Here is a 26,234-nt window from a genome sequence, read left to right as displayed (position 1 = left end):
GTTAAAAAACTTTACGTTAATAGCTGGAAATTTTCTGTGTCACAGCCTAATATTACCCAAACCTTTAAATTTGATCCTATTGAGTCCGCTTTGGCCGATCTCAAAGCCGGTCGTGTCATCGTTGTTGTAGATGACGAAAATCGAGAAAATGAAGGTGATTTAATTTGCGCCGCCCAATTTGCCACCCCGGATATGATCAACTTCATGGCTGTAGAAGCCAGAGGGCTGATTTGTTTGGCAATGACAGGCGATCGCCTTGATGAACTAGACTTACCATTAATGGTCAGCAAACTCACAGATACTAACCAAACCGCCTTTACTGTTAGTATTGATGCTGGTCCCCATTTGGGCGTTAGCACTGGCATTTCCGCCGAAGACCGCGCCCGCACCATCCAAGTCGCCCTCAACCCAGACACAAAACCGGAAGAATTACGCCGTCCAGGTCATATTTTTCCCCTGCGGGCTAGACCGGGAGGCGTACTCAAACGGGCTGGACATACAGAAGCCGCTGTAGACCTATCCAGACTAGCGGGACTCTATCCAGCCGGGGTAATTTGCGAAATTCAAAACTCTGATGGTTCAATGGCGCGGTTACATCAGTTAATGGAATATGCCAAAAATCATCACCTGAAAATTATTAGCATTGCTGATTTAATCAGTTATCGTCTCCAAAATGATCGCCTGATATATCGAGAAATCATTACCAAACTCCCCAGCCAGTTCGGTCAATTTGATATTTACGGCTACCGTCACACCCTAGATAATACAGAACACGTTGCCATTGTCAAGGGAGATCCGGCAAATTTTGGAGATGAAGCCGTGATGGTGCGAATGCACTCGGAATGTTTAACAGGAGATGCTTTAGGTTCTCTGCGCTGTGACTGTCGGATGCAGTTACAAGCCGCATTAAAAATGATTGAAAATGCTGGTCAAGGTGTCGTTGTTTACCTACGTCAAGAGGGACGGGGTATAGGCTTAGTTAACAAGCTCAAGGCCTATTCTTTACAAGATATGGGACTGGATACGGTGGAAGCAAATGAGCGTTTAGGGTTTCCTGCTGATTTGCGTGATTATGGTATGGGAGCGCAAATTCTCATGGATTTGGGTATTAAAAAAATTCGTTTGATCACTAATAATCCCCGTAAAATTGCTGGTGTCAAAGGTTATGGATTAGACGTGGTAGATCGTGTTCCCCTCTTAATTGAGTCTAATGATTTTAATTCCTATTACCTAGCTACTAAAGCTAAGAAATTGGGACATATGCTGTTACAAACTTATCTAGTTACAGTTGCCATACATTGGCAAGATGAACCGGAATCGGTGACTGAACGTTATGAACGATTAGAGAAATTACGGTATTTATCCAAAAATCAACATTTATTGTTACAGGAAGAAGCCCGTCCATTAGGAATCGCTTTATTTGATCAACCCTCTTTAACTGTACATTTAGGTTTTGACCAAGCTAATATTGCTGAATCCAATTGGTATCAACAAAAAGGTCATCCTTACCTGCAAGCAATTTGCCAGATTTTAGATGAAATTGCAACTTTACCCTATATTCAGAAAATGGAATTTCTGATTGCGATAGGTAGCGATCCTTTGAGTAATTTGCAAGTACAGTTAGATAGGCAAACTTTCGCTGATGGTGTACTACCTTCTTCTTTAAAAGGTATTTTTCAAACACAGCACATTTACAGTTTTAGTAAGTAGGGTTTGCTGAATTTCCATAGATTAATCATAGCTTTAGTTTTATAACTAGAGCTATTTGTTGATTATTTATGTATGCTTGAATAACCCCACAAATAAAAGTTGCTATCAACTAGAAATTAGCAAGGACAAAAAGTATAATTTTTACTATTTATAATAATTTGTGGGTTATAGACGGATAACCAACTAAGAATAAAGTCATGCTTGTAGAATTTAGTGTAGAAAATTATCGTTCAATCCAAGAAAAGCAAACATTGAGTATGGTAGCTGCTGATAATGAAACCATGCTAGATAGTAATACTTTTTCTGTACCTGATAATGATGATTTACGCTTAGTTACAAGTGCTGCTATTTATGGTCCAAATGCTTCAGGTAAAAGTAATTTACTCAAAGCTATACAAGTGCTGAAAAATCTTGTCATGAAATCAGCTAGTAGAATGCAAATTGGGGATAAATTACCTGTTGAACCATTTAGATTAAATAGTGAATCAGCAAAAAAGCCTAGTAGTTTTGAAGTGATTTTTATTCATGAAAAAATTCGTTATGAATATGGAGTTTCTTTAAATCGAGAACGAGTATTTGAAGAGTGGTTAATTGCTTATCCGAATGAAGTTCAACAAAACTGGTTTTCTCGTGAATATCTGCCAGATGATCCAAAGTTTCAACCAGATGAAGGATATAAATGGTCTTTTGGTAAAGGATTAAAAGGGGAAAAAAAGCGTATTCAAAGATTTGTTCGTTCTAATTCTTTATTTATATCTCATGCTGCACAAAATAATCATCCTCAATTAACAGAGGTATTCGATTTTTTCCAAGATGAACTAAAAATTATTCTTCATATAGATACACCCTTCATAGTTGATGATACAAATAATGAAGGTTATTATAATTATATGGTTAAATTACTAAATGAAGCAGATATAGGTATTGCTGATCTAAAAATTGAAATTATACCTGAAACATTAAATGATGATATGATTCATCGAATTCAACAGGAAATGCAGAAGCTAGGAATCAACGCAATAAGCAAAGATATTCCTGATTTTGGCAGATTAGATATTATCACTGTACATAAAATGAATGACTCTGATAAAACGGTAGAATTTGAAATTGATGAAGAATCTGATGGTACAAAACGCTTATTTGAAATAGCAGGATATTGGTTATATGTATTGCAAAATGGAGAAATATTAATAATAGATGAAATAGATAGAAGTTTACACCCAGTTCTTTCTAAAGCATTAATAAAAATGTTTAATAATCCAGAAATTAATAAAAACAATGCTCAATTAATATTTACAACTCATGATACTACATTATTAGATGGTGAAATATTCAGACCTGACCAAATATGGTTTACTGAGAAAGATAACAGCATGACTAAACTATATTCATTGTTTGACTTTCGACCTCGTGAAGATGAATCTTTACAAAAAGGTTATTTACTAGGTCGCTATGGTGCTATTCCTTTTATTAATGGGTTGAGTCTTTAAAAATATGTCACGGGGAAAATCTACCAATAATTTAAAACGAAGTTCCGGGAATAAAAATCCTAGAGGATACTTTTTAATTGTAGTTGAGGGTGAACAAACAGAATATAATTACTTTGAGTCTCTAAAACGTGAACTTAAATTATCAACAACTGACGTTAAAATAGTTTCCGCTAATGGTGGAGATCCTTTAGAGATTGTAAATACAGCTTATGATCTATATCAACAAAAACAATATGATCAAGTATTTTGTATATTTGATGATGATAATAAACCGGAAAAATATAAACAAGCTCTCAGCACAGCAAAAGAACATGATTTTGAATCTATAACATCAATACCCTGTTTTGAATTTTGGTTTTTACTCCATTGTTGTTATACTACCAGTCCCTTTAGTAGTTACAAAGAATTACGTCCAAAGCTAGAATCAGAAATGAGAAAAGAGGGTATTTTAAACCCAGGAGAAAATTATAATAAAAGTGATAAATTGCTATATGAAAAACTCAAATCCAATCAAGAAAAAGCAATTAGTCATGCTATTAAATTAGAGCAAAATCATCCTAACGAAAATGGATGTACAAAACCATCAACAAAAGTACATATTCTAATTGATAAACTACAAAAACAAAAAAATTTTGAATGAGCAATTATCTATTAGCAGTATTAACGCTTCTTAACTGGCGAAAAAAATGTAATTTTGGAAATAGGTAAGTTTTTGATTTTCACCTATTCCCTTTTTTCTTAACTAGCAACTTACGCGAATATTCAGCCCAAATACTTTAATTTACCCGCCCTTTTAACCAAGTTTGGATATCAGCAAAGCTGGTAAAATCTAACAATGCTTCGCTCAAATCTTCGAGAACAGGCAAAGGTAAACTAGAAATTGAGGAACGCATTTCCTCAGAGATTTTTCCAAATCGCTTAGTCAACAGTCGAATAATCACATTAACAGTTGCTTCCTCTCGTCCTTCTTCTCGTCCTTCCTCTCGTCCTTCCTCTCGTCCTTCCTCTCGTCCTTCTTCCTTAATTTCTTGGTAAACTCTAGTTTCCTTGAGTGTTATTCCTAGCATAGACTCTACCTCCATTCGGCTAAGTTTTTCAAACTTGTACACCATGATAGTCGTGATCATCTCTATTATGGCGCGACTTGATGGTTGAGGATCTTCTTCACGGGTTCTTATTAACAAATCCCGTGCTGCTGCTGGTGCTTGTTCTTCCTCTACCGTAGTCAATACCATCAATGCTACCCATAGAGGTAATTGACGAATATCCCCCAATTCATTCAAATACACTCTATGTACTTGTTCACCTTTTAGTAAGGTTCTATGAGGGTAAATGTCCCTTTGTTCGGTATTGCGAGATGGATATATTATAACTGCTTGCCAGTCACTAAATCTAACGCGGTTGCGATAGAAATATAGTGAAGATTCTGCAAATACTCTTTCATAAAGTTGTTCATCTTTTTGAAACTGCACCTCACAGAAATACACAATCCCAGCACCTTCATTTTCTGGGGGAAGAAATACTCCATCTATTTCAAACTTGGGTTCTTTGACAGCTACCGAATCAAATCGGTAAGCATCTGCATTTATGGGTGGATTTGTCAACAGTTCAAATAGCAAAGTTGGAGACTGTTGAAATAGTTTATAGAAAATGGAGTCTCGACGCATGAAGCATTCTATCTATTTGTTAAATATCCTCTAAATTTAATCACATTATTTGAGATTCTGCATAAGTTTTAACTAAATTAAATCCTCAGAATTTTGTTTTGCTAACTAATTGAAAGTTTGTAATTGCCGAAAAGAATGCAATTTCTTGAGAAACTTTTCACCATCAAAACTTAAAGGATCAACTTTCCCATTCCCCACATCTACCGCACGATGGGTTGTAATTCTATCATCTGGAACTTGACTTTGAGCAATTAACCAAGCTAAAGAATTATATTGAGCTTCTGTATATCCTGAATGTGCTTCTATATTACTTTTCCCCCAAGCATCGGTCGGGGTTTCTAGAGATACATGATAAGCAAAATTATTTACAGATGGGGATAAATTAGGATTAGTTTGCACAGTTTCCACACCATTAGCACCTTTAAAAACTGAATTACCAGCACCAAAAGCGCGTTTTTCTGGAGGAACTAAATAAATAACTTTTCCCTCTAAAGTAATGATGGCATGATAACTGGCTTGAACACTTTCATCATCATGAGGTGTTTGAAAAAAATTAATGGCGCTAGAAGTAGAATTGGTAGTTTCATGAAGGACAATAATGGCTTGATTATTACAAGGTACACCATTAACATCTGCGGTATAGCGATCGCCATAATTGCTAGGATCAACTGTAACCTGGGCAAAATTAGGTGTATAATTAGCGAAATCTCTAGTAGTTATATACAGAGGATTAATTTTTTTAATCTTTGCGGGAGACGGGATTAAATTTCGCTTTTTTTCTGGTTTAGTTATTGTTGACTGTAATTGCGCTGGTGGATATTGATACTCAGTTGTCCCTTCCGATGTTGATGCAATTGTCTGATTGTGTTGTTGTCTCGCACCCCCAATGAATACAGCCAAAGTTAGGGTAGCTAACATCAAAAAAATTAGTATTACTCTAGTCGCCCAGTCTCTAAATCTCATGTTTTTATTTAAAATTGGTAATATAGTGTAATGTTTGTGAATATTCATGGCAGAGCCAGTAACAATTATACCTGATCACCAGTGTAAAACCTATTACTTGGTTCAATTCAATGATAATGATAAGATCTTTCAATGAATTTTAGATTTTTTTCATATTCATTCCTGACTAGGGATTTTACCTACAAGCTTTATTTAATCAGATTTTTGATAATTTTTGGTCTTTAGCAGTCCTCATCTTGACTAATTGATCAGGTTAAGAGAAACTTATAACTAACGAACGTAAATACTAATCTAAAATAATAACTTTTGTAAAAATTATGAAATATATGTGCTTAAATATGGAACATTATGAGACAAGTGGCAAATTTGTATCTAAGTTCCTATCCCTAAATTTTGAGTAGGTCTGGTAAACCAGCAAAGTTCAAATATACTATCTAGGTTGGCTTTCAAAGCATGGAAACATTAGAATTCATCATTTATCCAGATGGTCGAGTCCAAGAAAAAGTCACTGGTATTATCGGTGCATCTTGTACTGAGGTAACAGCAGCCATAGAAGCCCAGCTAGGACGAGTGTTGAGTAATGAACCAACCTCAGAGTTTTTTGCCACTAACCCACAACAAAATAGTGTGGTGGATACACAAACCGCCCACAGCGAATGGTAAGTTTTCCAACTAGTTAATTTCATTGATTACAAACCACCATGTCACACTTTAGCCAAATTAAGACACAGATCCGTAATCTGGAATCCTTGAAAGATGCCCTTTCTGACTTGGGAATAGACTGGAAACCTGGACCTGGTGAGGTGCGGGGTTATCGTGGTCAAACTCATGCAGCCGAAGTCACAATTGAACAGCAAAATGGTTATGATATCGGTTTTAGATGGAATGGTCAAGAATACGAATTAGTTGCAGATTTACAATATTGGCAACAAAATCTATCTGTGGATGGGTTTGTTCGTCAAGTAACTCAACGTTATGCTTATCAAACAGTAGTTAAAGAAACTACTAAAGTTGGCTTCCAGGTAGCCGAACAACAACAACAGAAAGATGGTTCTATTCGCCTAGTAGTACAACGCTGGAGTGCGTAATGTCTAATTTGCCGCCGTCGTCACCAGAAGAGGAATATAACCGTTCCGGTTTAGAACCAGAATTAGGGAGTCTTTTGCGAGATGTCCCCGAACGTTCTGGTTTAGAACCGGAATTAGGCGGATTAGTGCGGCAAAAAGGTGTTTATGTTGATGAAATTACCTGTATTGGCTGTAAACATTGCGCCCATGTTGCCCGAAATACTTTTTTTATTGAAGAAGATTATGGGCGATCGCGTGTCCTCCGTCAAGATGGAGATATAGAAGAGGTAGTTCAAGAAGCCATAGATACCTGTCCTGTTGATTGTATTCACTGGGTTGATTACACAGAACTGAAAAATTTAGAAGCAGACAGAAAATATCAGGTAATTCCCGTAGCTGGTTATCCCGTAGAACATGGTGTAGCCATTACAGAAAAACGCCGGAAAAAACAAAAGTTAAAAAAATCTAGTTCTTAAATTACCAGCAACTTAGTGTTCAATCCTTAAATCCTATAAATCCTGATTCTGACGTAAGCATGAAACCAACATCTCAAACAGGTGCAGCATTCATCACCACCGGAACTTTAACAGGTGCGGGTATCTCCTCCACAGTCGGAGGTATGGGAATAGCTGGAGGCTTTGGTGGTGTGGGAATAGGTGCTGCTTCTGTAACTGTTGCCGGTGCGGTTGTTGGCGCTGCTGCTTATGGTGCTTTTAAAGGAATTACAGCAGGGGATAGCGCCGTTTTTGGTGCAATGGGTATTGGTGCTATTGGTGGTGTTGGCGTTTCTAATGTTATCGGTGGCATAGGATTTGTTGCACCTAAAATTGGTTTAGCTTTTGGTATTGGTACAGTATCAATGACAGGAATTGGTGCAGTTTTAGGACTTGCTGCTTATGGTGTGGCTAAATTATTAGATGATTCTGAATTTAGGGAAACTCCCATGCAAGTTTTTGAACGCATGGAAACAAAAGTTTTAAATAATGATGATTATTATTATTTGGAAGCATTACTAGAATTATCTGGTGATGATATAAATGCCAAATTTACAGCTTTAGAAATTGAGGAAGAATTAAAACAATTAAAGTCCAAAATCCAAGGTAAATCTCCTCAATTTAAACCAGAAGTTGAACCCAAAATATTAAATATAACTCCTCAAATAACGGAAGTTTGGCAATGTGTAAAAACTCTCAAAGGACACACAGCCACCGTGAATAGTCTTGCTATTCATCCTGATAATAAAACCTTAGTTAGTGGTAGCAATGACAGACAAGTTAATTTATGGAATTTGCAAACTAGAAAGTTGCTATATACTTTTTCTGGACAAGCTGAAGCTGTGTTATCTGTAGCTATTAGTCCCGACGGAAAACAGGTAATTAGTGGTAGTGTAGATCGGAAAATCAGCAGTTGGGAATTAGAAACAAAAAAATATAATCGCACATTCTCTTATTTAAGTTCTCCCTATAGTCATAATGGTTTTGTTAATGCACTTGTTTTCAGTCCCAATGGTAATATTATTGTTAGTGGTAGTACGGATAAAACTATCAGAGTTTGGGGAAGTTATACAGGAACGATTAAACACACTTTAAATGGACATACAGATGCAGTTTTAGCTATTGCTATTAGTCCTGATTCTACAACTCTTGTTAGTGGCAGTGCTGATAAAACTATCAGAATCTGGAATTTACAAACTGGTGAACCACTTTATACCATTAATCAGCATTTAGCAGCAGTAAATACATTAGCAATTACTGCCGATAATCAAACCCTGATTAGTGGTGGTGCAGATAGTACAATCAAATTATGGAATCTCCATACTGGGGAATTGCAATACACGTTCAATAAACACTCAACGGACATTTCTGCGATCGCTATTCACCCTGATGGTAAAATTATTGCTAGTAGTAGTCAAGATGGAATTATCAAACTTTGGAATCTTGAAACTGGGGAATTGCTAGAAACTATTTCTGGGTTTAGTCCCCTAGCTTTCAGTCCAGATGGTAAAATATTGATTAGTGGTGGTAAAGGTGGCACTCTCAAGATTTGGCGGCAGGTTCATAGCAGTGATGATTTACCCTTAACTGGGGAATGGTGGGAAATTTTAGGCATAGAACCGAAAACTCACCCCAAAGATGTCAAACTTGCCTACTTGAGATTAGCCAGATTATATCATCCTGATATTAACACTTCTGTCAGTGCCAAAACTGCCATGCAAGCAGTCAATCAAGCATATCAAAAGTTTCAGCTTATGAATAGCTTGTAAAATATATATCGCTTCATCAGTATTAATACCTCAATTTTTTTTAATTGTTTATATTGCATATTCGGAAAAAACGTTATAAATTGTTAGGTTGTAGGGGAATAATATATTTTGTCATGTCAATGATCAATTCCTGATTAAGCAGATATACTCTATTGAAGTGATTTTACACGGAGAATAAAGTGCATTTTCAGAGATTGAAAAAACTGCTAAATATGATGCAGTTAGATTTTGACATTGACCGAGTTTTAGTATTTTGACTGGATTGATATTTGCTATTTCAAAGTTATCATGAAAAGGGCATAAAGAATAATTAAAGGTGCATCTACTCCCAACAAATCTACTATCCAAATGGAGTTAGTCTGGTAATGCAACTAAACAAATTAGAGACAAGTAAAAATATAGAAAATGAAGCTTGGCTTGCATTAGAGAATTCAATTCTCTACTACAAAGGTCAGCCAGTAGGAACTCTAGCGGCTTATGATTCATCCGTAGAAGCCCTAAATTACGACCAATGTTTTATCCGAGATTTTGTTTCTTCGGCTTTAATTTTTTTGATTAAAGGCAGAACAGATATTGTCAAAAATTTCCTAGAAGAAACATTAAAGTTGCAACCGAAAGAAAAGGCCTTAGATGCCTATAAACCCGGTAGAGGGCTAATTCCAGCCAGTTTCAAAGTTGTTTCTGCCAATGGGGAAGAATTTTTAGAAGCTGATTTTGGTGAACACGCTATTGCTAGAGTTACACCTGTAGATTCTTGTTTATGGTGGCTAATTTTATTACGGGCTTATGTCGTCGCTACAAATGATTCTTCCTTAGCTTATCAACCTGAATTCCAAACAGGAATTAGGTTAATTATGGATATCTGTTTGGCCAATCGTTTTGATATGTACCCCACGCTGTTAGTTCCTGACGGTGCTTGTATGATAGATAGACGCATGGGGATTTATGGGCATCCTTTAGAAATTCAAGTTCTATTTTTTGCGGCTTTACGGGCTGCGAGAGAATTACTAATTTGCACAGGGAATGGGGATATTATCGAAGCAATTGATAACCGCTTACCTTTATTATGTGGACATATTCGTCAGCATTATTGGATAGATATTAATCGTCTGAATGCAATTTATCGCTTTAAAGGTGAAGAATACGGAAAAACTGCGGTCAATCTTTTCAATATTTATGCAGATTCTTTACCTTATTATGAATTAGATAAATGGCTACCGAAAAAAGGTGGTTATTTTGCGGGAAATGTTGGACCATCACAAATGGATACTCGGTTCTTTACTCTGGGAAATTTGATGGCTGTGATTTCTGATCTTTCTACTGAAGAACAGTCCCAAGCCATTATGAATCTGATTGAAAAACGATGGGATGATTTAGTAGGAGATATGCCTATTAAAATCTGTTATCCTGCCTTACAAGGTGAAGAATATCGAGTAGTCACAGGATGTGATCCCAAAAACATTCCTTGGTCATATCATAATGCCGGAAGTTGGCCTGTTTTAATGTGGATGTTAGCAGCAGCAGCAGTGAAAACCAAAAAACCACAGTTAGCAGAAAAAGCCATTGAAATTGCTACAGCTAGACTGAGTGAAGATGAATGGCCAGAATATTACGATGGTAAAAAAGGGAGATTAATTGGTAAACAAGCGAGGAAATATCAAACTTGGACAATTGCTGGATTTTTATTAGCAAAGGAACTCATAGATAATCCTGATTATTTACCATTAATCAGTTTTGATAAATTACCTCCAGATGTGGTTTCTAGGGCTTGTGAATTTGAAGTTGGCAATATAGATCCTTATCTGTCTATGTAGTCAAATATCTGTTAACAATGAATATCTTTTCTTTAGCCTCTTGATAATTATATGGGGCTTTTTTTACATTGAAATTTTAGATCCTATAGAGGTTTAGCATTGCTAAACCCTTACCTCAAAGAAACTTAACAATTAATCTTGGCGTTGAGTCAATAATTAAACAAAGATACTTTGGTAAATTAACGCCATGATAATTGCCGCAGTTGCACCAATCAAGGTATTAATAATATTGACAACTTCATTGGTAAGCCAAGTATATTTAGATTGCAAAGTTGCACCAATGACACTTTCTAAATTGGTAGCGATAAATGCAGCTAAGACAGTCCAAATTATCCCCAGAGGATTAATTAAATTTACTCCCCAACCAATGAGTGCGATCGCTATTGATGCTACCATACCAGCTAGAGTTCCTTCTAAACTTACCGCCCCTTCTGTCCCTCTAGGAACTGGTTGCAATGTCGTAATTAAAAAGGTGCTTTTACCATAAGCTTTACCAACTTCACTCGCGGTAGTATCAGATAGTTTCGTGCTAAAACTGGCGACATAACCCAAACATAGTAAATATTTAAAATCAGGGAAAAACAACAGTCCCAACGCACAGAAAGCCGCTATTAATGCTGAACCCCATACGTTTTCTGGACCTCTTGCACCGGCACGCTTTTCGGCAATTCCTGCGGCTTCTTTTTCGGCCATACCAATCCGTGTTACCCCAGAACCAACAAGAAAATAAAACACTACCACTAGATATCCTGGCCAACCTAGTGTTCCCCAAATGATAATTCCCAATAACCCAGCATTAAGTATACCTGCGGGCGTGAGCAACTTTTTCGGAATAATGGCTACTATTCCCAGTAAAATCGTATTTAAGCCTAATCCCATTAACCAGGGATTTAAAGAATCAATCAAAGACAACATGGCTGCTAAATTATGAGTATTTTTGCCATAATATTATCAGATATAACTGCTCGATCTATGAACAAAATTTTATTTCATCTCGCTTTTCCCGTTGCTGATATTCCCCAAACCAAAGCCTTTTATGTGGACGGTTTAGGCTGCATACCCGGAAGAGAAAGCCCTCATGCTTTGATTCTCAATCTTTATGGACATCAATTAGTAGCTCATGTTACTAAGGATATTTTAACACCACAAAAAGCCATTTATCCGCGACATTTTGGCCTAATTTTTACCAAAGAAGAAGATTGGCAAGAATTACTAGCAAGGGCAAAAAACAAAGATCTAAAATTTCGAGAAGAACCAAAAAACCGCTTTACTGATTCTCTCCTAGAACATCGCACTTTCTTTTTAGAAGATCCTTTTTATAACTTAATGGAATTTAAGTATTATTGTCATCCAAAGGCAATTTTTGAAGGTACTGAATATACTGCAATTGGTGATAAAACTTAGAGGGCAGTAAATAAGCCACATATACTCATAGTATAAATACAGCGGTTTCCGCTCTTATGAGGTACAAAGTTGAATCATGAAACTCTTGTAGTGCGGGCATCTTGCCCGCTAGATATGTACCTCATAACACCGCGAAGTGCTGTAAGAACCTTGATTTTTCATTAGTCCACTTTTGGTAAATCTAAATTCATGGTTTTAGTGGTGCTATTAAGGCTTTTGCTACTATTCTTAAAGCCCTAATATCTGTTAACATTAAAGGATGTAATATTACGGGTAAAATTACTTCTTTGTCTATACCAAGTTGCGAACTTTCCGCAGGTAAAATCATCAAATCATAAGGTGTCCAAATAGATGTAAAATTTAACTGCTTTAACATTTCGACATCAGAATTTAAATCATTGATAAAATCACTATTAGGACGCATTTGCACAGCACCAGCTAACCAAGTACCATAAGCAACTATAGTCCCTTTATGGGGTGAAGAAATGGTGATAAATCGCTGGACTCTATCTATTCCCCCCAACCGCTGAATATAATAACGGCTAACAAGACCACCCATGCTAAAACCAACTAAATCAAATGGTTGTTCTGCTTCAAAGGTAGTAGCTATATAATTAGCTACCTGCTGCGCTAATTTATCCAGAACCTCAGCACCATTATTAGGGACTAAATCCACCGTATGCACAGACAAACCTTGTTCTCTGAGATAAGATGCCATTTTATTGAAAACTGCCCCAGTATCGTTAATCCCATGCACTAATAAAACGGGATTTTGCTGTTTTGTTGCCATAATCTTGATTATTTATCTCAGTATTGTAATCGAAAATATACAAAATATACCAGATTGGTGACTGCCGAAAAATTATTAAGATTTATTAAATAAGTTCTCATAATCTTATAGTTATAATAAGATTTAATAATTAATTTGCGTTATTTACCGGATACCGTTGTTAAAATAAAAAACCTAAAAATAATTACTAGTACAGTACAGCGTAAGTAAGATAACCATTAAAAGTCCCTAAAAAGCTTATACAATCTGCTTTTTAATTTTTAATTGTTAATTTTTAATTCCGCCCTGCGGTGCTAGTAGTAAATGTAGGCTTTGAATTAGCAAGCAGTATGTCTAATAATTGGCCGCAGATAACGCAATCAAATGTAATATTACCCGTGATTTTTCATAATTTCGGTCACATTCTAGACTATTCAAACCAGGAGCATTTTTTATGGGCTTTATCAAAAATATCATTGCGGGTATCGTGGGTTTTATTACCGGACTTTTTGGTAAAAAAGGTAATAACTACTACTTAGAGCTAAAAGAAGAAGCTGAAGAAGCTAATGTTACTCAAGCACCAGCAACAGTAGCACCAAAAGCTGAACCAAAAGTTACACCAGCAGCAGTAAAAGTTATTAAGCCTGAACCCGTGAAAATATCAGCCCCCACGGAAACCAATTTTGCCACCAAATATCTCATTCCTCTGAATAGTCCTCGTCGTCGTCCAGGGGTAAATATGAATGTCTTTTTAGATATGGCCCGTCAGGTGAAAACCCCAGGCTAAATACCCAGTTAGCTGTTACGCATCTAAATTTGATCATCCTAATAGCTAGATGTTGTGGTGCGGGCATCTTGCCCGCTACAATCATACAAATTAATTGCAAGAGTTATCTTTAGCGGTTCGCATTGCGCCTAATATAGTGGAAACAATAACACAACGCTTTGCTGTGCCACCAGGTTTACTAGATAGGGTGATTTTGCCGAGTGGAGGTGTCACACCACCAATATCATCAAACCGGACTCGTCTTACACCGTTATCCAATTCTAATGTTGAGTTGGGATCTAACTGCACACTGTCATCTAAATCATTCCACTTTATCATAGGATTATTTAGGTCAGATTCCTTTTCCTCGTGAACAGCCCATTGCAGAATATTATTCTGTGTGCGGAAACTAGCTTGATATTTCACTTTTTCTTTTTTTGCTTGACTTTGGGCTTGACGCTTGGCCTGATAAACTTGGTCTTGGGCAATATTTAAGTGCTGAGTCTTGATCAAAGCGAACCAGCTTGGTGCAGCTATTGCTGATAGTATACCAATCATTAATAGTGCTGTCATCATTTCTATAAACGTAAAACCGCTATTAGAGCGATTATTTTGTAAATAATTCATCCCTGATTATTTGCAAGCAAAACATATATATATTGCGATGTGGGATGATTTTTTATATGCCGTTTTTTTCTGAATTTTTGATTTTTTTATAGCTATTGTGAAATTATTACTTTATGAACCAGTGTCAAGAGTCGGACAACTAACTTTTTAAGTTAATGATTAATAGCCACTTTTTGCTCCTTGAACTATGGCATTAGCCGTGGGAAAATAACTTTTTTGCTCATCTCTATATTTTATTCTATCTGGATCGCTTTCTCTACGAGCTAGGGCATTACCCCGAATAAATACCTTTGCTGTTGTATTGGCTTTATCTACACAAACATAAAACCCGGTCATACCATTACTTGTCGTTATTTTTGACCATGTAATTGGAGGTGTTGTGGTATTAGCTGGACAGGTGGCCGCTGGTGGAGAATCTGGTGGTTTTGTTTGATCTACGTAATCAATTAACACATTAGCATCAGTAGTATAAGCAGCAGTTGCAGATTTCTGCCAATTGTTCATGGCATCTTCTACAGTGTTGGATTGAGCTATATTAAAGGGATTAAAACCTGGATTATTTTTTTTAATTTGCCATCTACTAATCCGAGCAGCCTTAGACCAAATAGTGCTGCTAGAATTGTCTAGATAATAGACAACCAATGAAGAATTATCTTCTCCTGCACTATTATTATCTGGAATTTCTCGTTTCCAAAAAACTAATATAGGAGCTTTAGTATCATCATTTGGGTAACGCAGTTGAGGTTTTATTGCGTTAATACCAGCAGCATCATAAATATAAATAGCTTCTTGTAAATCACGAGAAATATAATCCAGTGCTATTTGGATTTCTTGCTCAGAATTTATCTTAATTTGCTCATTGCTATCTGTGGTTATCACACTAATCATAAACTCTAGTAATAGTGTGATAATTATAGATGACATCGCTAAAGCTACTAACAATTCAACGAGAGTAAAACCAGCAGATTTATCAAGAGATTTTGAGGCTTTGAATTGATTTTTGAATATAAATTTAAGTATCTTGATTATCATTGTATTGTCCTTTTTTAAATGCACCAAAGGCAGATTTTCAGATGTTTCTGTTTTAGATTAAATTATTGCACGGTGGGGATTTTACTCGCTTTTTATGGGAAAATTAATGGTGAATTTGATTGAATTAACCTCAGGGATAAACCAATTTATTGACAAGGTTGATTATTAAAAAGGCGCAAACGGGAACATAAACTGCCAAAAGTGGTACTACCGCTAATCTCAACTGTTGTTATCAAGATTGGCGCTTGTTTATTAACTAAAATACCACCTGTCCTAGACCCTAGAATAGTTTGATTAAAATTCAAATCTTCTCTATATACTCTAATCGCTAGACGATAGCCATCACTTGTTTTAGTATCTGCGGGCTTTATTTGAGCCGCTTGAATGTAAAATTCATCAAATGGGGTATCTTTATCTGGTTGACAAGTTGAAGTTGGATTAATTGGATTACAGTTAGCAATGATGGTGCTGTTTTTATTAAACAGATACAAATTTGTATCTGTTTGTTGAGGAACCAGCATTGCTGTTTCTAGATTTATAGGAGTATTTTGAGTTTCTGTAATTACTTCAGTGGGCGCTGAAATTGAATTATTGCTGACACCATTAATAAATGTCTTAGCAGCTTGAACGGCTTTTTCCATACCTTTCGACTGCACCCGGACAGCCGTGGACATGACCAGGACGGGTGATATAGTAACCAAGAGAATAGCAATGAAAACTACCCCTACTAGTACCTCAATAATTGTAAAACCAGAGTCATTGTAAGATAAATTTTTGGGCTGTAGTTTGGTTTTGATCATTGTTTCTCACCTCCTTATAAGTTTTATGATTGACAGCTATCAGGTCGTTGTTTTTGATCTGTTATGGCAAAGTTAGTAGGAGGATTAGTAGGAGGATTAGAAGTCTCCCTAGCACATAACAAAGTTTGTACCCATGTATCACCTCTGCTAACTTCCCGTAAATATTCATCCGGTGGTTCAGGTGGTGTGACTGCGAGTTTACTGGCAAATAAGTCGGGTGACTGAAATAACAACCCTACATCGTAACTCCACTGTCTTGTCGGGGGATTATTAAGTGTCTGAGGTGGATTTGTCCCTGTAGCATAGGCACTCTTTTTTACCTGCATAAAAGCCCCATTTAGCTTGATTTTCCTACTAGTCCAATTTTCTATAACGCGAACCAAGTTATTTAGACCACCATTATCTACTGTAGGTTTAGCAGGATTGTCACCAGCAGCAATAATCAGATTAAAAGTAGTATCATTATTAGCTGGTTGTTGGCTACCTATTGTATAACCCAATTCCCTGAAGTCGAAGTCTCCAGAAAGCAAAGTAACAGCATCAGCTAAAATATTCGCAGGTCGCCATTCGTCACCTGTGGTACAATTAGGAAATCTGGAGTCACCAGAACGACAAGCAAAGTTATTATTAAAAGTGGTGCGAGTATAAAAGTTACTCCAACTTTCTAAAAGTGTTTGTGTAAATTCTTCCTGAGTGTGTAGATTAAAATCACCTTTAATATACGCTGGTAAGTTGGTAGCTAAAGTTAACCCCTTTTCCTCTTCCTTGTAGCTATTTGTTCGCCCCAGGTTCCCGCCATTAATGAGTATAATTGCACTGGGACGGCGTGTGGTGTCATCTACATAATCTACAGGACTTTCAAGTTTTTCAGCGTCGGTATTACCCGCACTGATATCTGGTAAAGCATCATCACGAGTCGCGTAAATAATACCGCTATTGGGTAATAAATATTCTGAACTACCAATGGTTTTTGTCCGTAGTAGATTCAAGTCTAAAACTGTAGCGCGAACTTTTTGAGTTTCTCTCTGGTCAGAAAAGAAGGTTTCAAAAATTGCACCATGGGGAATAACGGGATTATTACTGACAGGACTAAGACTACCATCTAGAATTTGTAGAGCGCAAATCTGAGCATCAATGGCAGACTGCTCTGATATAGTTCTATTTGTTGGTGCTAGTTTTTTTGCTAATGCTCTAGCTAGTAATCCATCATCTATCAAACGTATATTATTATACTTTAACTCAGATAGATATGTCAAGACTGAAGAATAATAACTTTCCGTCCTAGTGGGTGCAGGATAAACTATACCCCTATTAGATTTACCATCTTTGTCTTTTTCAAGATTAGAAGCACTTGGTAAACTGTTCATGTTTTTGTAGCTCTTATTATCAGTAGGATCATAATAACTACTCACACAAGCTATAGGATTGGGCGTTTGGGCATTATAGCCAGTAGACTTGTAGTGATAAACTGCTGTAGCCCGCATTTTTAGATAAGGTGTTGTTGTATCCGTAGAACTTATTGTTACTGCATTATCAGGCCATATTGTTTTTACGTTACTGTTAATACTACTAGGAGTATCATTTTTACTCAAATAAACACCTGCCCCCGTAACAACTCGTAAACCACCCACGGGTCCTGTGGTACTTGTTGGTACTTTGGCTGCTGCTAATTCCCAGTCTCCATCTCTTTCAGTAGAACCAATATCTGCTAAATTCCGTACTAAAGAGGGTCGTGTGCGAGTTTGAGTAGTACCACTTGGTAAATCCCATGTAATGCCAGTAATATCTTGGGTATCCTCAGTGTATGAACCAATAAACTGATTTTTACTTGTATCCCACCTCAGTTCGGGTAAATTGTTACTAACTAGAACTCTATCACCCAATAGTCCTTCTTTTCCGCTATTTTTCTTCAATTCTTTTGGGTCGCTGACGTTGGGTTCTAAGGATGTTCCGCTAATGTTGAGTGATAGATTAGTATAACTACCACCTGTTTTACCGTCTGTTGGGTCTGTAGGATAAACCCAGCTATCAATGGGACGCAGGGTATCAGCAGATCCTTGTAATAATGAGTTAGGATATGTTTCTGTAGCACCAACAGCAACTTCTGTATAAGGTACACGACGAGTCCGCCTTTTAAAGTAAATTTCTAATTGTTGACGACGGTATTTAGTGGTCTCTGTACTGTTAAAAGTTATTCCTAATGCTGTTTGTTTGAGTGCAAGTCCGTTGTTAACTTCTGTTGGATCATTAGCACCTGTAGAATCAGCAGCAATTTGAGCATCAATTAATTTATTAATCCGCCTTATATAAGCTAGGTTATTATAGGCTGTATCTCTGGGACTATTTGTCACTGATTTTGTTAAAGAACCAGTAGTAACATTGGAGGTTTTACCTTGGTATAAATCAACAGTTGCTCCACCCGTATCACTTGCATCAGTAAACCTACCCAGAGCTAAATTACCACCAACAATAATTTTGGCATTTTTAGGTTTATAGAAACAAGACGCTTTACTACTAACTTGATATAATCTAAGATTACTAATATTACTAACACTTCCAGCAGCCAGTAAATTACTATTTGTAAAAACCCCACCATTCAAATTTGTAGAAGAATTTAATTCTAGATCATCGTCATAAACAACAGCATTGTTATTTGTTGGTGTTTGTACCCTGTCTTGTTGATACTCTACAGCCCCGGCTAGACTATTAGGGATATCACGATTATATACTTCATAGTTAATATTGGGAGGATCAGTAATTCTGGCTACAGCGGTATAAACAAAAAAGGCTTTCTTGATTTCATTATCTTGTCTCACCCAACCAGTATTACCTACTAAACTGGTGTTGGTACTTCCACAATTAGCATTTAATGTCCCTTTGACTACTGGTACATTTCTGGCTTCTAAAGCATTTCTGGCTCTGCTATACTGACCATTTAGCACTGGTGGAGTTTTAAAATAAATACCATAGAGGGTATAGCTATCAAATCTCCCGTTGCTGTCAGTATCAACAGGAAACCTCCAAGCTGTTTGTAGTGATGGTTGTCCCTGTAAAGATAGTGTTAGTTTAGTTTCATCACCAAATGTATATTTATCTATATTATTAACAAGAGCATTATATAGATCATTGTCTGTTGGTGTAGTTTTTGACAGAGTTTTATCCTGAAATAATTTACTAATTTTTGCTTTACCTCTATCAATTGCTGGAGTAGCAGCAGTGATAACAGACTCATTGACACGGACATTACTAGCATTTTTCGCCCGCTCAAAGGAGCGGAACATGATAGCAGTGGTTAATAAAACTACTACTACCGATACCATTACCACTGTTGGCAATACGAAACCTGCATTTGCGGCCTGCTGTTGTTTTTGACTACTAAAAACAGTTCGCAATAACCAAATGAGTTGTTTTTTTATATTTGCTAAAAACCGCCGGATAAATCTTGTGGAGTTTTTTGTGATTATTTTCAATGGGTGACGTTTTTGAGACATGACTGCTTCCCTGATAAATAATTGAGTTGAATATTTTTCTAGTTATGATTACAAATAATCCTGTCCTCTAAATTTACGGCAGAATACTACTATATTGGTGGGAGCAACTAATGGAGTTTTATGGGAATAGTTGCCTGTTTCTATTCATCGTAGTTCTTTTATAGCACTTCCCGGTGTTATGAGGTACATATCTAGCGGGCAAGATGCCCGCACTACAAGCGGGCAAGATGCCCGCACTACAAGAGTTTCATGATTCAACTTTGTACCTCATAAGAGCGGAAACCGCTGTATAGCATTGTTGATACCCAAGTTATAAACTGGAAAATACTGAATTTTTCAACTGCAAATATTATATTTCTCCTGAATACTGATAGTATATCTACTTGCTTAGACAATTGCACCAATAATTATATAAATTTTTGATAAAGCAACAGCAACCCAACGCTCATGTTGGGTTATGGCTTCACCCCCCGTCAGGGATACGTACCTCAACCCAATCTACAAATCAAGACTTTTTTCGATTTGAACAAGGTATTGATCAAGCAAAGTAGGCGGTTAGAAACCGCATCTACACAAGCAAAGTCCATCTGCGTGGACTAATGCAAAATTAAACTTTTTGTAATTGCGCTACTCTGGGGTCTACTATTTTTTGTCCTAAACTCAGGAATTTAATCGCTACAGAAACCTTATTCCCTTCTCCGAAAATGTGGGTAATTTCCCCAAGCCCAAAGGACTTATGCAATACTCTGTCACCGACTTGCCAAATTCCAGAAGTGCTTTGTTTACTAGGAGTTGCAGAGGTAGTTTTAGTAGAACTACGGGTAACTTTATTTTGGGTAGTTAATAATTCTGCTGGTATTTCATCGAGAAATTGCGATCGCATTGCCGGTTCTCTAGACCCATATAAACGCCGTTCTCTGGCATGGGATAAGAATAAACGTTCTTGAGCGCGAGTAATACCAACATAACACAAACGCCGTTCCTCTTCTAACAATGAAGGATCTTGTAAGGAACGATAACCCGGAAAAAGCCCCTGTTCTAAACCCACCAAAAAGACAACAGGAAATTCTAACCCTTTAGAAGCGTGTAAAGTCATTAACGAAACCGCTGTTTGTCCTTCTTTTAAATTATCTAAATCAGAACTCAAAGCCGCACTTTGCAAAAATGCCTGTAAAGAAATATCTTCTCCAGCATTTTCTTCTTGAAATTGCAACATAGCATTATGCAATTCATTGACGTTACTGATTCTATTATCAGCTTCATCTGTAGATTGATCTTGCAATTCTTTAATATAACCAGAATCTTCTAAAATGCCTTGTAAGATTTCCGAACCGGGAACTACTTTGATTTGTTCTTGACGATTGTAAATCATGGCTGCAAAATTATTTACAGCTTTCGATGAACGTCCTGCTAAAGTATTTACAGATGTTTCATCACTTAATATTTCCCATAAAGTTGTTCCTAATTGCTGGGAAGCATTCACCAAAGCATCCACAGTAGCCTTACCAATGCCCCTGCGCGGTGTGTTAATCACCCGTAATAAACTTACAGTATCAGCAGGGTTATTAATTGCCCTTAAATATGCCACAGCATCTTTAATTTCTTTACGATCATAAAATTTCATTCCTCCCACAACCGTATAGGGAATTTGATATTTTACTAATAATTCTTCAAAAGGTCGAGATTGGGCATTAGTTCGATATAAAATTGCAAAGTTACCCCAATTTAATTCCGGGTGTTGATTTTCTAAATTTCTAATTTGGTTAATCACAAAAGCCGCTTCTGCCATTTCTTCATCAGCTTTATGACAATAAATTGCTTCCCCTGGTTCTCTTGTGGCTTTGAGAATTTTATCAATGCGTTGAGTGTTATTTTCAATTAATTCATTCGCAGCTTGGAGAATATTTTCACAAGAACGATAATTCTCTTCTAATTTCACCATAGAACGAGTATCATCATCTGCCAAACCATCGCCGAAATTTTCCTGAAATTCTAGCAAAATGGTAAAATCTGCCATTCTAAAACTGTAAATTGACTGGTCAGCATCACCAACCACAAACACAGACCGATTTTGCCATTTCCATTCACTTTTACGGCTTTCTCCATTTGTGACCAAAAGCTGAATTAAATCATATTGAGTCCTGTTGGTATCTTGATATTCATCAACTAGAATATGACAAAATTTCCGATACCAATAACTTAGAACTTTTTCATTTTGTTGAAATAATCTCGTCGGAATTAAAATTAAATCATCAAAATCTAAAGCATTATTTTGGGAAAGTTTATCCTGATAGCGATTATAGACATCAGCTATGATTCTACCGCGATAATTGGGCTGTTCACTTTCAAATTGTTGGGGAGAGAATCCTTGGTTTTTAGCATTACTAATGGCGTAGCGTACAGACTTGGGTTCAAATTTCTTACTATCTAAATTTAAATCTTTAGTAACTATTTCTTTAATTACACTTTGCACATCGGATTCATCAAAGATAGAAAAGTTTTTATCCCATTTTCTGCCTTTTTCATCTTGATATTTTTCGATATCAAATCGCAGAATCCGTGAAAATAAACTGTGAAAAGTTCCACACCACATATCTTTAATTTTAGTGCGGTAAACCTCTGATTTTAGTAAGCTTTGTTGATATTCTGTCAGCAAATCCAACTTTTTACCATGTTGCGATATGGCTAATTGTTCAGCAAATATCCTTTGAATTCTGTCCTTCATTTCCCTAGCGGCTTTGTTAGTAAACGTCACCGCAAGAATATTTTCAGGATTAACACCATGTTTGAGAATCAAATTAGCAATGCGGTAAGTAAGCGCCCGGGTTTTCCCTGAACCAGCGCCAGCAACCACCAACAATGGTCCGCAGTGGTGTTCTACGGCTTGACGTTGACTAGGGTTAAGATGACTCAGGAAATCAATATTTGTGGTCATAAACTATAAAAATGATGAAAAGGACAATTTGTTATCGGGTTAATCGGTAAGGGTAAAACTCAGTACAAAGAATAAAACGAAAGCAGCATAATGGGGCAAAAACAATAAAAATTTACTTAAATTGCTAAAGTTTGAGAAAATTTGATATAATGTTAAGCTATTTAGTTTTATTCTTGCTTCCTAACTAGCAACTTAATGTTACTAGACTTTGTGTAAAGTTTTGTCATACTGTGAAGAACTGTAGATGTAAGATAAACCAATAATCCCTAATCTCTCACCCTGATTAATGAGAGAAAGTACCGATTAACAGCCTTTTGGTTGTAAATATCTAGTAGTCTGTTAAATTTATTTTGACGGGTTTTTGGTAGTGCGGGCATCTTGCCCGCGTGAGCGAGACGCTCACACTACAGTCCATCATTTTTATCTTGACAAACTATTGGGTAAGAAACTCAAATTTCAAAATCATGGAAACGAAAATGCAAGAACCAGAATTTAAAGAAACCCAGTCTAAAGAAACAGCCATACCCGAAATTAACACCCAAACCGGGAATTTGACCAAACTTCAGCCTCCTATGCAGCCTCAAGAAGAGTGGCTGAAATACGGACAACAGATTTCCGGTTTTCTGGGGACATTACCAGACTATGTAGGTAAATTCTTTGGTCAATATCAGCAACCTATTGTCAGTATTGGTTTAGTAGTGACAGCAGTAGTCACAGTTAAGGTACTATTGGCTGTATTAGATGCTCTTAATGATGTTCCTTTAGTAGCACCTACCTTTGAATTAATTGGGATTGGTTATTCTGTGTGGTTTGTCTATCGCTATTTACTCAAAGCCTCCAGCAGACAAGAGTTATCTGGGGAAATTACCACCCTCAAATCCCAAGTTGTCGGTAAGCACACTTCTAAATCTTAACTCACAAATTTAGATCATTTTAGATACCCGATTTCTTTAAAGAGTCGGGTATCTTTTTTCTTTTTTACAAAGCCAAGAGTTCGTTGTTTTTTTGTGAATTTAGAATATGTCACATACGTGAGTTTAAATATGTGTTACAAAAAGATTATTTATAACTGAAAGATCACGGTTGTGTTTACAAATAACACATCTTACCATCATATACATACTTAACCTGTTTGGATAAGAATTTGTAAAGGTTTACCACTGCTCAACAGTGTCAAGTACCTTCAAGCCAGGGAATTAATTCCCTGTCTAATAGCTAAAGTCGGTTGAAACCGACTATTTTGGCGGTATTTATTCGAGAAATAGGATAATTTCTGATTTCGATGTCATCAGAGACTTGAGCCAGGGAATTAATTCCCTGTCTAATAGCTCAAGTCGGTTAAAACCGACTATTTTGGCGGTATTTATTCGAGAAATAGGATAATTTTTGATTTCGATGTTATTACAGTGCGTTTCAACGCACTTTAACTATTAGACCGGAACTTCAGTTCCGGGCGGGTATGAAAGCTTAGTTACCAAGTACAAAGAAAAAAAATATGTCTAACAACTCTTTCCTCCGTCAAACCGCGACAACTGTTGTCTTTATTGATTCTTCTGTTTCCGACTATCACACCCTCCAAGCAGGAATTGTCGAGGGCGTAAAATCAGTTATTATTTCCCCAAATCAAGACGGGATTGAGCAAATTAGCCAAGTTTTACAACAACATCCCCACATCACCACCATTCATATCCTTTCCCACGGTTCACCGGGATGCTTGTATTTAGGCAATCGTCAATTAGACTTAACCAATATTCACAATTACACCCAACAGTTACAACAGTGGCAACGTCAGAATATTTTACTATATGGCTGTAACGTCGCTGCGGGAGACGCTGGGGCAGAATTTATTCACAAATTACATCAAATCACCAAAGCAAGCATTAGCGCCTCCACCACAAAAACTGGCAATGCAGCATTAGGGGGGAATTGGGAATTAGAGGTGAATATTCCCGCTACAGAGACGTTCCATGGAACGTCTCTACATTTGTCAGATATTATTGCAGACACCCTCCACACCTACCAGGGAGTATTTGCACCCACATTAGTGGGCAATTATGATACATCTGGCAGATCTCATGGTGTGCAAGTAGTCGGTAACTATGCTTATGTAGCTGATAGAGATTCAGGACTACAAATCATTGATATTAGCAACCCCACAACCCCCATCCTCAAGGGCAATTATGATACATCTGGCTATGCTATAAGTGTGCAAGTAGTCGGTAACTATGCTTATGTAGCTTATGATACTTTAGGGCTACAAATCATTGATATTAGCAACCCCACTACCCCCAATCTCAAGGGCAATTATGATACACCTAGCTATGCTTATGGTGTGCAAGTAGTCGGTAACTATGCTTATGTAGCTGATTATTTTTCAGGACTACAAATCATAGACATTAGCAACCCCACCACCCCCAATCTCAAGGGCAATTATGATACATCTAGCTATGCTATAGGTGTGCAAGTAGTTGGTAACTATGCTTATGTTGCTGATGGTGAGTCAGGACTACAAATCATAGACATTAGCAACCCCACTACCCCAACCATCAAGGGCAATTATGACACATCTGGCTTTGCTTATAGTGTGCAAGTATTGGGTAACTACGCTTATGTTGCTAATTATTATTCAGGACTACAAATAATTGATATTAGCAATCCTACCACCCCCACACTCAAAGGCAATTATAATACACCCAGCTATGCTATAAGTGTGCAAGTGGTGGGTAACTACGCTTATGTAGCTGATGGTTATTCAGGACTACAAATCATAGACATTAGTAACCCCACTACCCCCACCCTCAAGGGCAATTATGATACATCTGACTTTGCTAGAGGTGTGCAAGTAGTCGGTAACTACGCTTATGTTGCTGATGATTATTCAGGACTACAAATCATAGACGTGAGTGAGTTTACTAACAAAACACCCACCAACCTCACACTCTCCACCAGCACAGTTGCGGAAAACCAAATTATTGGTACAGTAGTTGGTAATCTCACCACCACAGACCCAGATACAGGAGACACCTTTACCTATAGTTTAGTCACCGGGGACGGTGCAACGGATAATAGTTTATTCACTATTACCAATAATCAACTCAAAACCAACTCTGTCTTTGACTACGAAACCAAAAACAGTTACAGCGTTCGCGTCAAAACCACAGACCAAGGGGGGTTAAGTTATGAAAAAGAATTAACCATTGGTGTCAATGATCTCAATGAAATTACTGGTAATCCCTCAATTAACAATGGTCGTACCCCAATTGTAGGAACTGCTGGTTCTGACTGGATAACAGGAGGTCCAGGGGCAAAAACCATTACTGGAGGTGCTGGTAATGATTTCTTCGTGTTTACTGATCTCCGAGATGTGGGACAACGGATTACGGATTTTACTGTAGGAACAGACAAAATTGTCCTTACTCAATTGATTAGTAGTATT

General features: G+C 37.0%; 21 protein-coding genes. 12 read left to right on the top strand and 9 right to left on the bottom strand.

Features of this window, described 5'->3' with window-relative positions:
* Positions 1-36 precede the first annotated feature (36 nt).
* The 3 genes from ribBA (at position 37) to PN450_RS04025 (ending at position 3,840) form a co-directional block, all read left to right on the top strand.
* Positions 37-1,710, top strand: a complete 1,674-nt coding sequence (gene ribBA, locus PN450_RS04035) for a bifunctional 3,4-dihydroxy-2-butanone-4-phosphate synthase/GTP cyclohydrolase II (protein WP_271835489.1) — start codon at positions 37-39, stop codon at positions 1,708-1,710.
* Positions 1,711-1,907: 197 nt separating this feature from the next.
* Entirely contained in the window at positions 1,908-3,200 is a 1,293-nt protein-coding gene (locus PN450_RS04030) for an AAA family ATPase (RefSeq protein WP_271835488.1), read from the top strand.
* A gap of 4 nt (positions 3,201-3,204) precedes the next feature.
* Positions 3,205-3,840, top strand: a complete 636-nt coding sequence (locus tag PN450_RS04025; protein ID WP_271835487.1) for an RloB family protein — start codon at positions 3,205-3,207, stop codon at positions 3,838-3,840.
* 136 nt (positions 3,841-3,976) lie between these two features.
* Here PN450_RS04025 and PN450_RS04020 read toward each other — a convergent pair whose 3' ends face one another.
* Complete coding sequence (locus PN450_RS04020) at positions 3,977-4,867, bottom strand: Rpn family recombination-promoting nuclease/putative transposase (RefSeq protein WP_271835486.1); 891 nt, start codon at positions 4,865-4,867, stop codon at positions 3,977-3,979.
* 105 nt (positions 4,868-4,972) lie between these two features.
* The gene (locus PN450_RS04015) at positions 4,973-5,830 is read right to left on the bottom strand and encodes a peptidoglycan recognition protein family protein (RefSeq protein ID WP_271835500.1); all 858 of its coding nucleotides are present in this window, start codon (positions 5,828-5,830) and stop codon (positions 4,973-4,975) included.
* 453 nt (positions 5,831-6,283) lie between these two features.
* Here PN450_RS04015 and PN450_RS04010 point away from each other — a divergent pair, with 453 nt between their 5' ends.
* From PN450_RS04010 to PN450_RS03990, 5 genes are all read left to right on the top strand, one after another.
* Positions 6,284-6,493, top strand: a complete 210-nt coding sequence (locus PN450_RS04010; RefSeq protein WP_015080214.1) for a DUF2997 domain-containing protein — start codon at positions 6,284-6,286, stop codon at positions 6,491-6,493.
* Between the two features lie 38 nt (positions 6,494-6,531).
* Entirely contained in the window at positions 6,532-6,918 is a 387-nt protein-coding gene (locus PN450_RS04005) for a DUF1257 domain-containing protein (protein ID WP_015080213.1), read from the top strand.
* Positions 6,918-7,373, top strand: a complete 456-nt coding sequence (locus PN450_RS04000) for a ferredoxin (protein WP_015080212.1) — start codon at positions 6,918-6,920, stop codon at positions 7,371-7,373. The genes PN450_RS04005 and PN450_RS04000 overlap by 1 nt, the downstream gene beginning before the upstream one ends.
* Before the next feature lie 59 nt (positions 7,374-7,432).
* The gene (locus PN450_RS03995; RefSeq protein WP_271835485.1) at positions 7,433-9,160 is read left to right on the top strand and encodes a WD40 domain-containing protein; all 1,728 of its coding nucleotides are present in this window, start codon (positions 7,433-7,435) and stop codon (positions 9,158-9,160) included.
* Between the two features lie 365 nt (positions 9,161-9,525).
* Positions 9,526-10,974, top strand: coding sequence for a glycoside hydrolase 100 family protein (locus tag PN450_RS03990; protein WP_015080211.1), 1,449 nt, complete (start codon positions 9,526-9,528; stop codon positions 10,972-10,974).
* 156 nt (positions 10,975-11,130) lie between these two features.
* Here PN450_RS03990 and PN450_RS03985 read toward each other — a convergent pair whose 3' ends face one another.
* Positions 11,131-11,889: a TIGR00297 family protein gene (locus PN450_RS03985; protein ID WP_148760205.1), complete on the bottom strand. Its 759-nt coding sequence runs from the start codon at positions 11,887-11,889 to the stop codon at positions 11,131-11,133.
* Between the two features lie 57 nt (positions 11,890-11,946).
* Between PN450_RS03985 and PN450_RS03980 the strand changes: the two genes are divergently transcribed.
* The gene (locus PN450_RS03980) at positions 11,947-12,378 is read left to right on the top strand and encodes a VOC family protein (protein WP_015080209.1); all 432 of its coding nucleotides are present in this window, start codon (positions 11,947-11,949) and stop codon (positions 12,376-12,378) included.
* A 187-nt stretch (positions 12,379-12,565) separates the two neighbouring features.
* On the opposite strand, the gene PN450_RS03975 is transcribed toward PN450_RS03980, so the two are convergent.
* Positions 12,566-13,168 carry an esterase/lipase family protein gene (locus PN450_RS03975; protein ID WP_015080207.1) on the bottom strand — a complete coding sequence of 201 codons (603 nt, stop codon included), beginning with the start codon at positions 13,166-13,168 and terminating at the stop codon, positions 12,566-12,568.
* Between the two features lie 433 nt (positions 13,169-13,601).
* Here PN450_RS03975 and PN450_RS03970 point away from each other — a divergent pair, with 433 nt between their 5' ends.
* A complete protein-coding gene (locus PN450_RS03970; protein WP_148760201.1) occupies positions 13,602-13,934 on the top strand; it encodes a hypothetical protein in 333 nt (110 codons plus the stop codon).
* Between the two features lie 90 nt (positions 13,935-14,024).
* Here PN450_RS03970 and PN450_RS03965 read toward each other — a convergent pair whose 3' ends face one another.
* The 5 genes from PN450_RS03965 to pcrA form a co-directional block, all read right to left on the bottom strand.
* On the bottom strand, positions 14,025-14,540 hold the full coding sequence (locus PN450_RS03965; protein ID WP_168632066.1) for a pilus assembly FimT family protein: 516 nt from the start codon (positions 14,538-14,540) through the stop codon (positions 14,025-14,027).
* 159 nt (positions 14,541-14,699) lie between these two features.
* Entirely contained in the window at positions 14,700-15,572 is an 873-nt protein-coding gene (locus PN450_RS03960) for a prepilin-type N-terminal cleavage/methylation domain-containing protein (RefSeq protein WP_271835484.1), read from the bottom strand.
* A gap of 146 nt (positions 15,573-15,718) precedes the next feature.
* The gene (locus PN450_RS03955; protein WP_271835483.1) at positions 15,719-16,372 is read right to left on the bottom strand and encodes a type II secretion system protein; all 654 of its coding nucleotides are present in this window, start codon (positions 16,370-16,372) and stop codon (positions 15,719-15,721) included.
* A gap of 23 nt (positions 16,373-16,395) precedes the next feature.
* The gene (gene hpsA / locus PN450_RS03950; protein WP_271835482.1) at positions 16,396-19,863 is read right to left on the bottom strand and encodes a hormogonium polysaccharide biosynthesis protein HpsA; all 3,468 of its coding nucleotides are present in this window, start codon (positions 19,861-19,863) and stop codon (positions 16,396-16,398) included.
* A 607-nt stretch (positions 19,864-20,470) separates the two neighbouring features.
* Positions 20,471-22,798, bottom strand: coding sequence for a DNA helicase PcrA (gene pcrA / locus PN450_RS03945; protein WP_271835481.1), 2,328 nt, complete (start codon positions 22,796-22,798; stop codon positions 20,471-20,473).
* 476 nt (positions 22,799-23,274) lie between these two features.
* Between pcrA and PN450_RS03940 the strand changes: the two genes are divergently transcribed.
* Together PN450_RS03940 and PN450_RS03935 are read left to right on the top strand one after the other, a co-directional pair.
* Positions 23,275-23,712 (top strand): CAAD domain-containing protein, encoded by a 438-nt coding sequence (locus PN450_RS03940; RefSeq protein WP_271835499.1) that lies wholly within the window; start codon positions 23,275-23,277, stop codon positions 23,710-23,712.
* 581 nt (positions 23,713-24,293) lie between these two features.
* The coding region (locus PN450_RS03935) for a DUF4347 domain-containing protein (protein ID WP_271835480.1) at positions 24,294-26,234 on the top strand (1,941 nt) is incomplete at its 3' end.

Origin of the sequence: Dolichospermum lemmermannii CS-548, from assembly GCF_028330815.1 — a bacterium.
In the GTDB taxonomy this organism is placed as follows: Bacteria; Cyanobacteriota; Cyanobacteriia; order Cyanobacteriales; family Nostocaceae; genus Dolichospermum; species Dolichospermum lemmermannii.
This window is presented reverse-complemented; position numbering and strand designations above follow the sequence as displayed.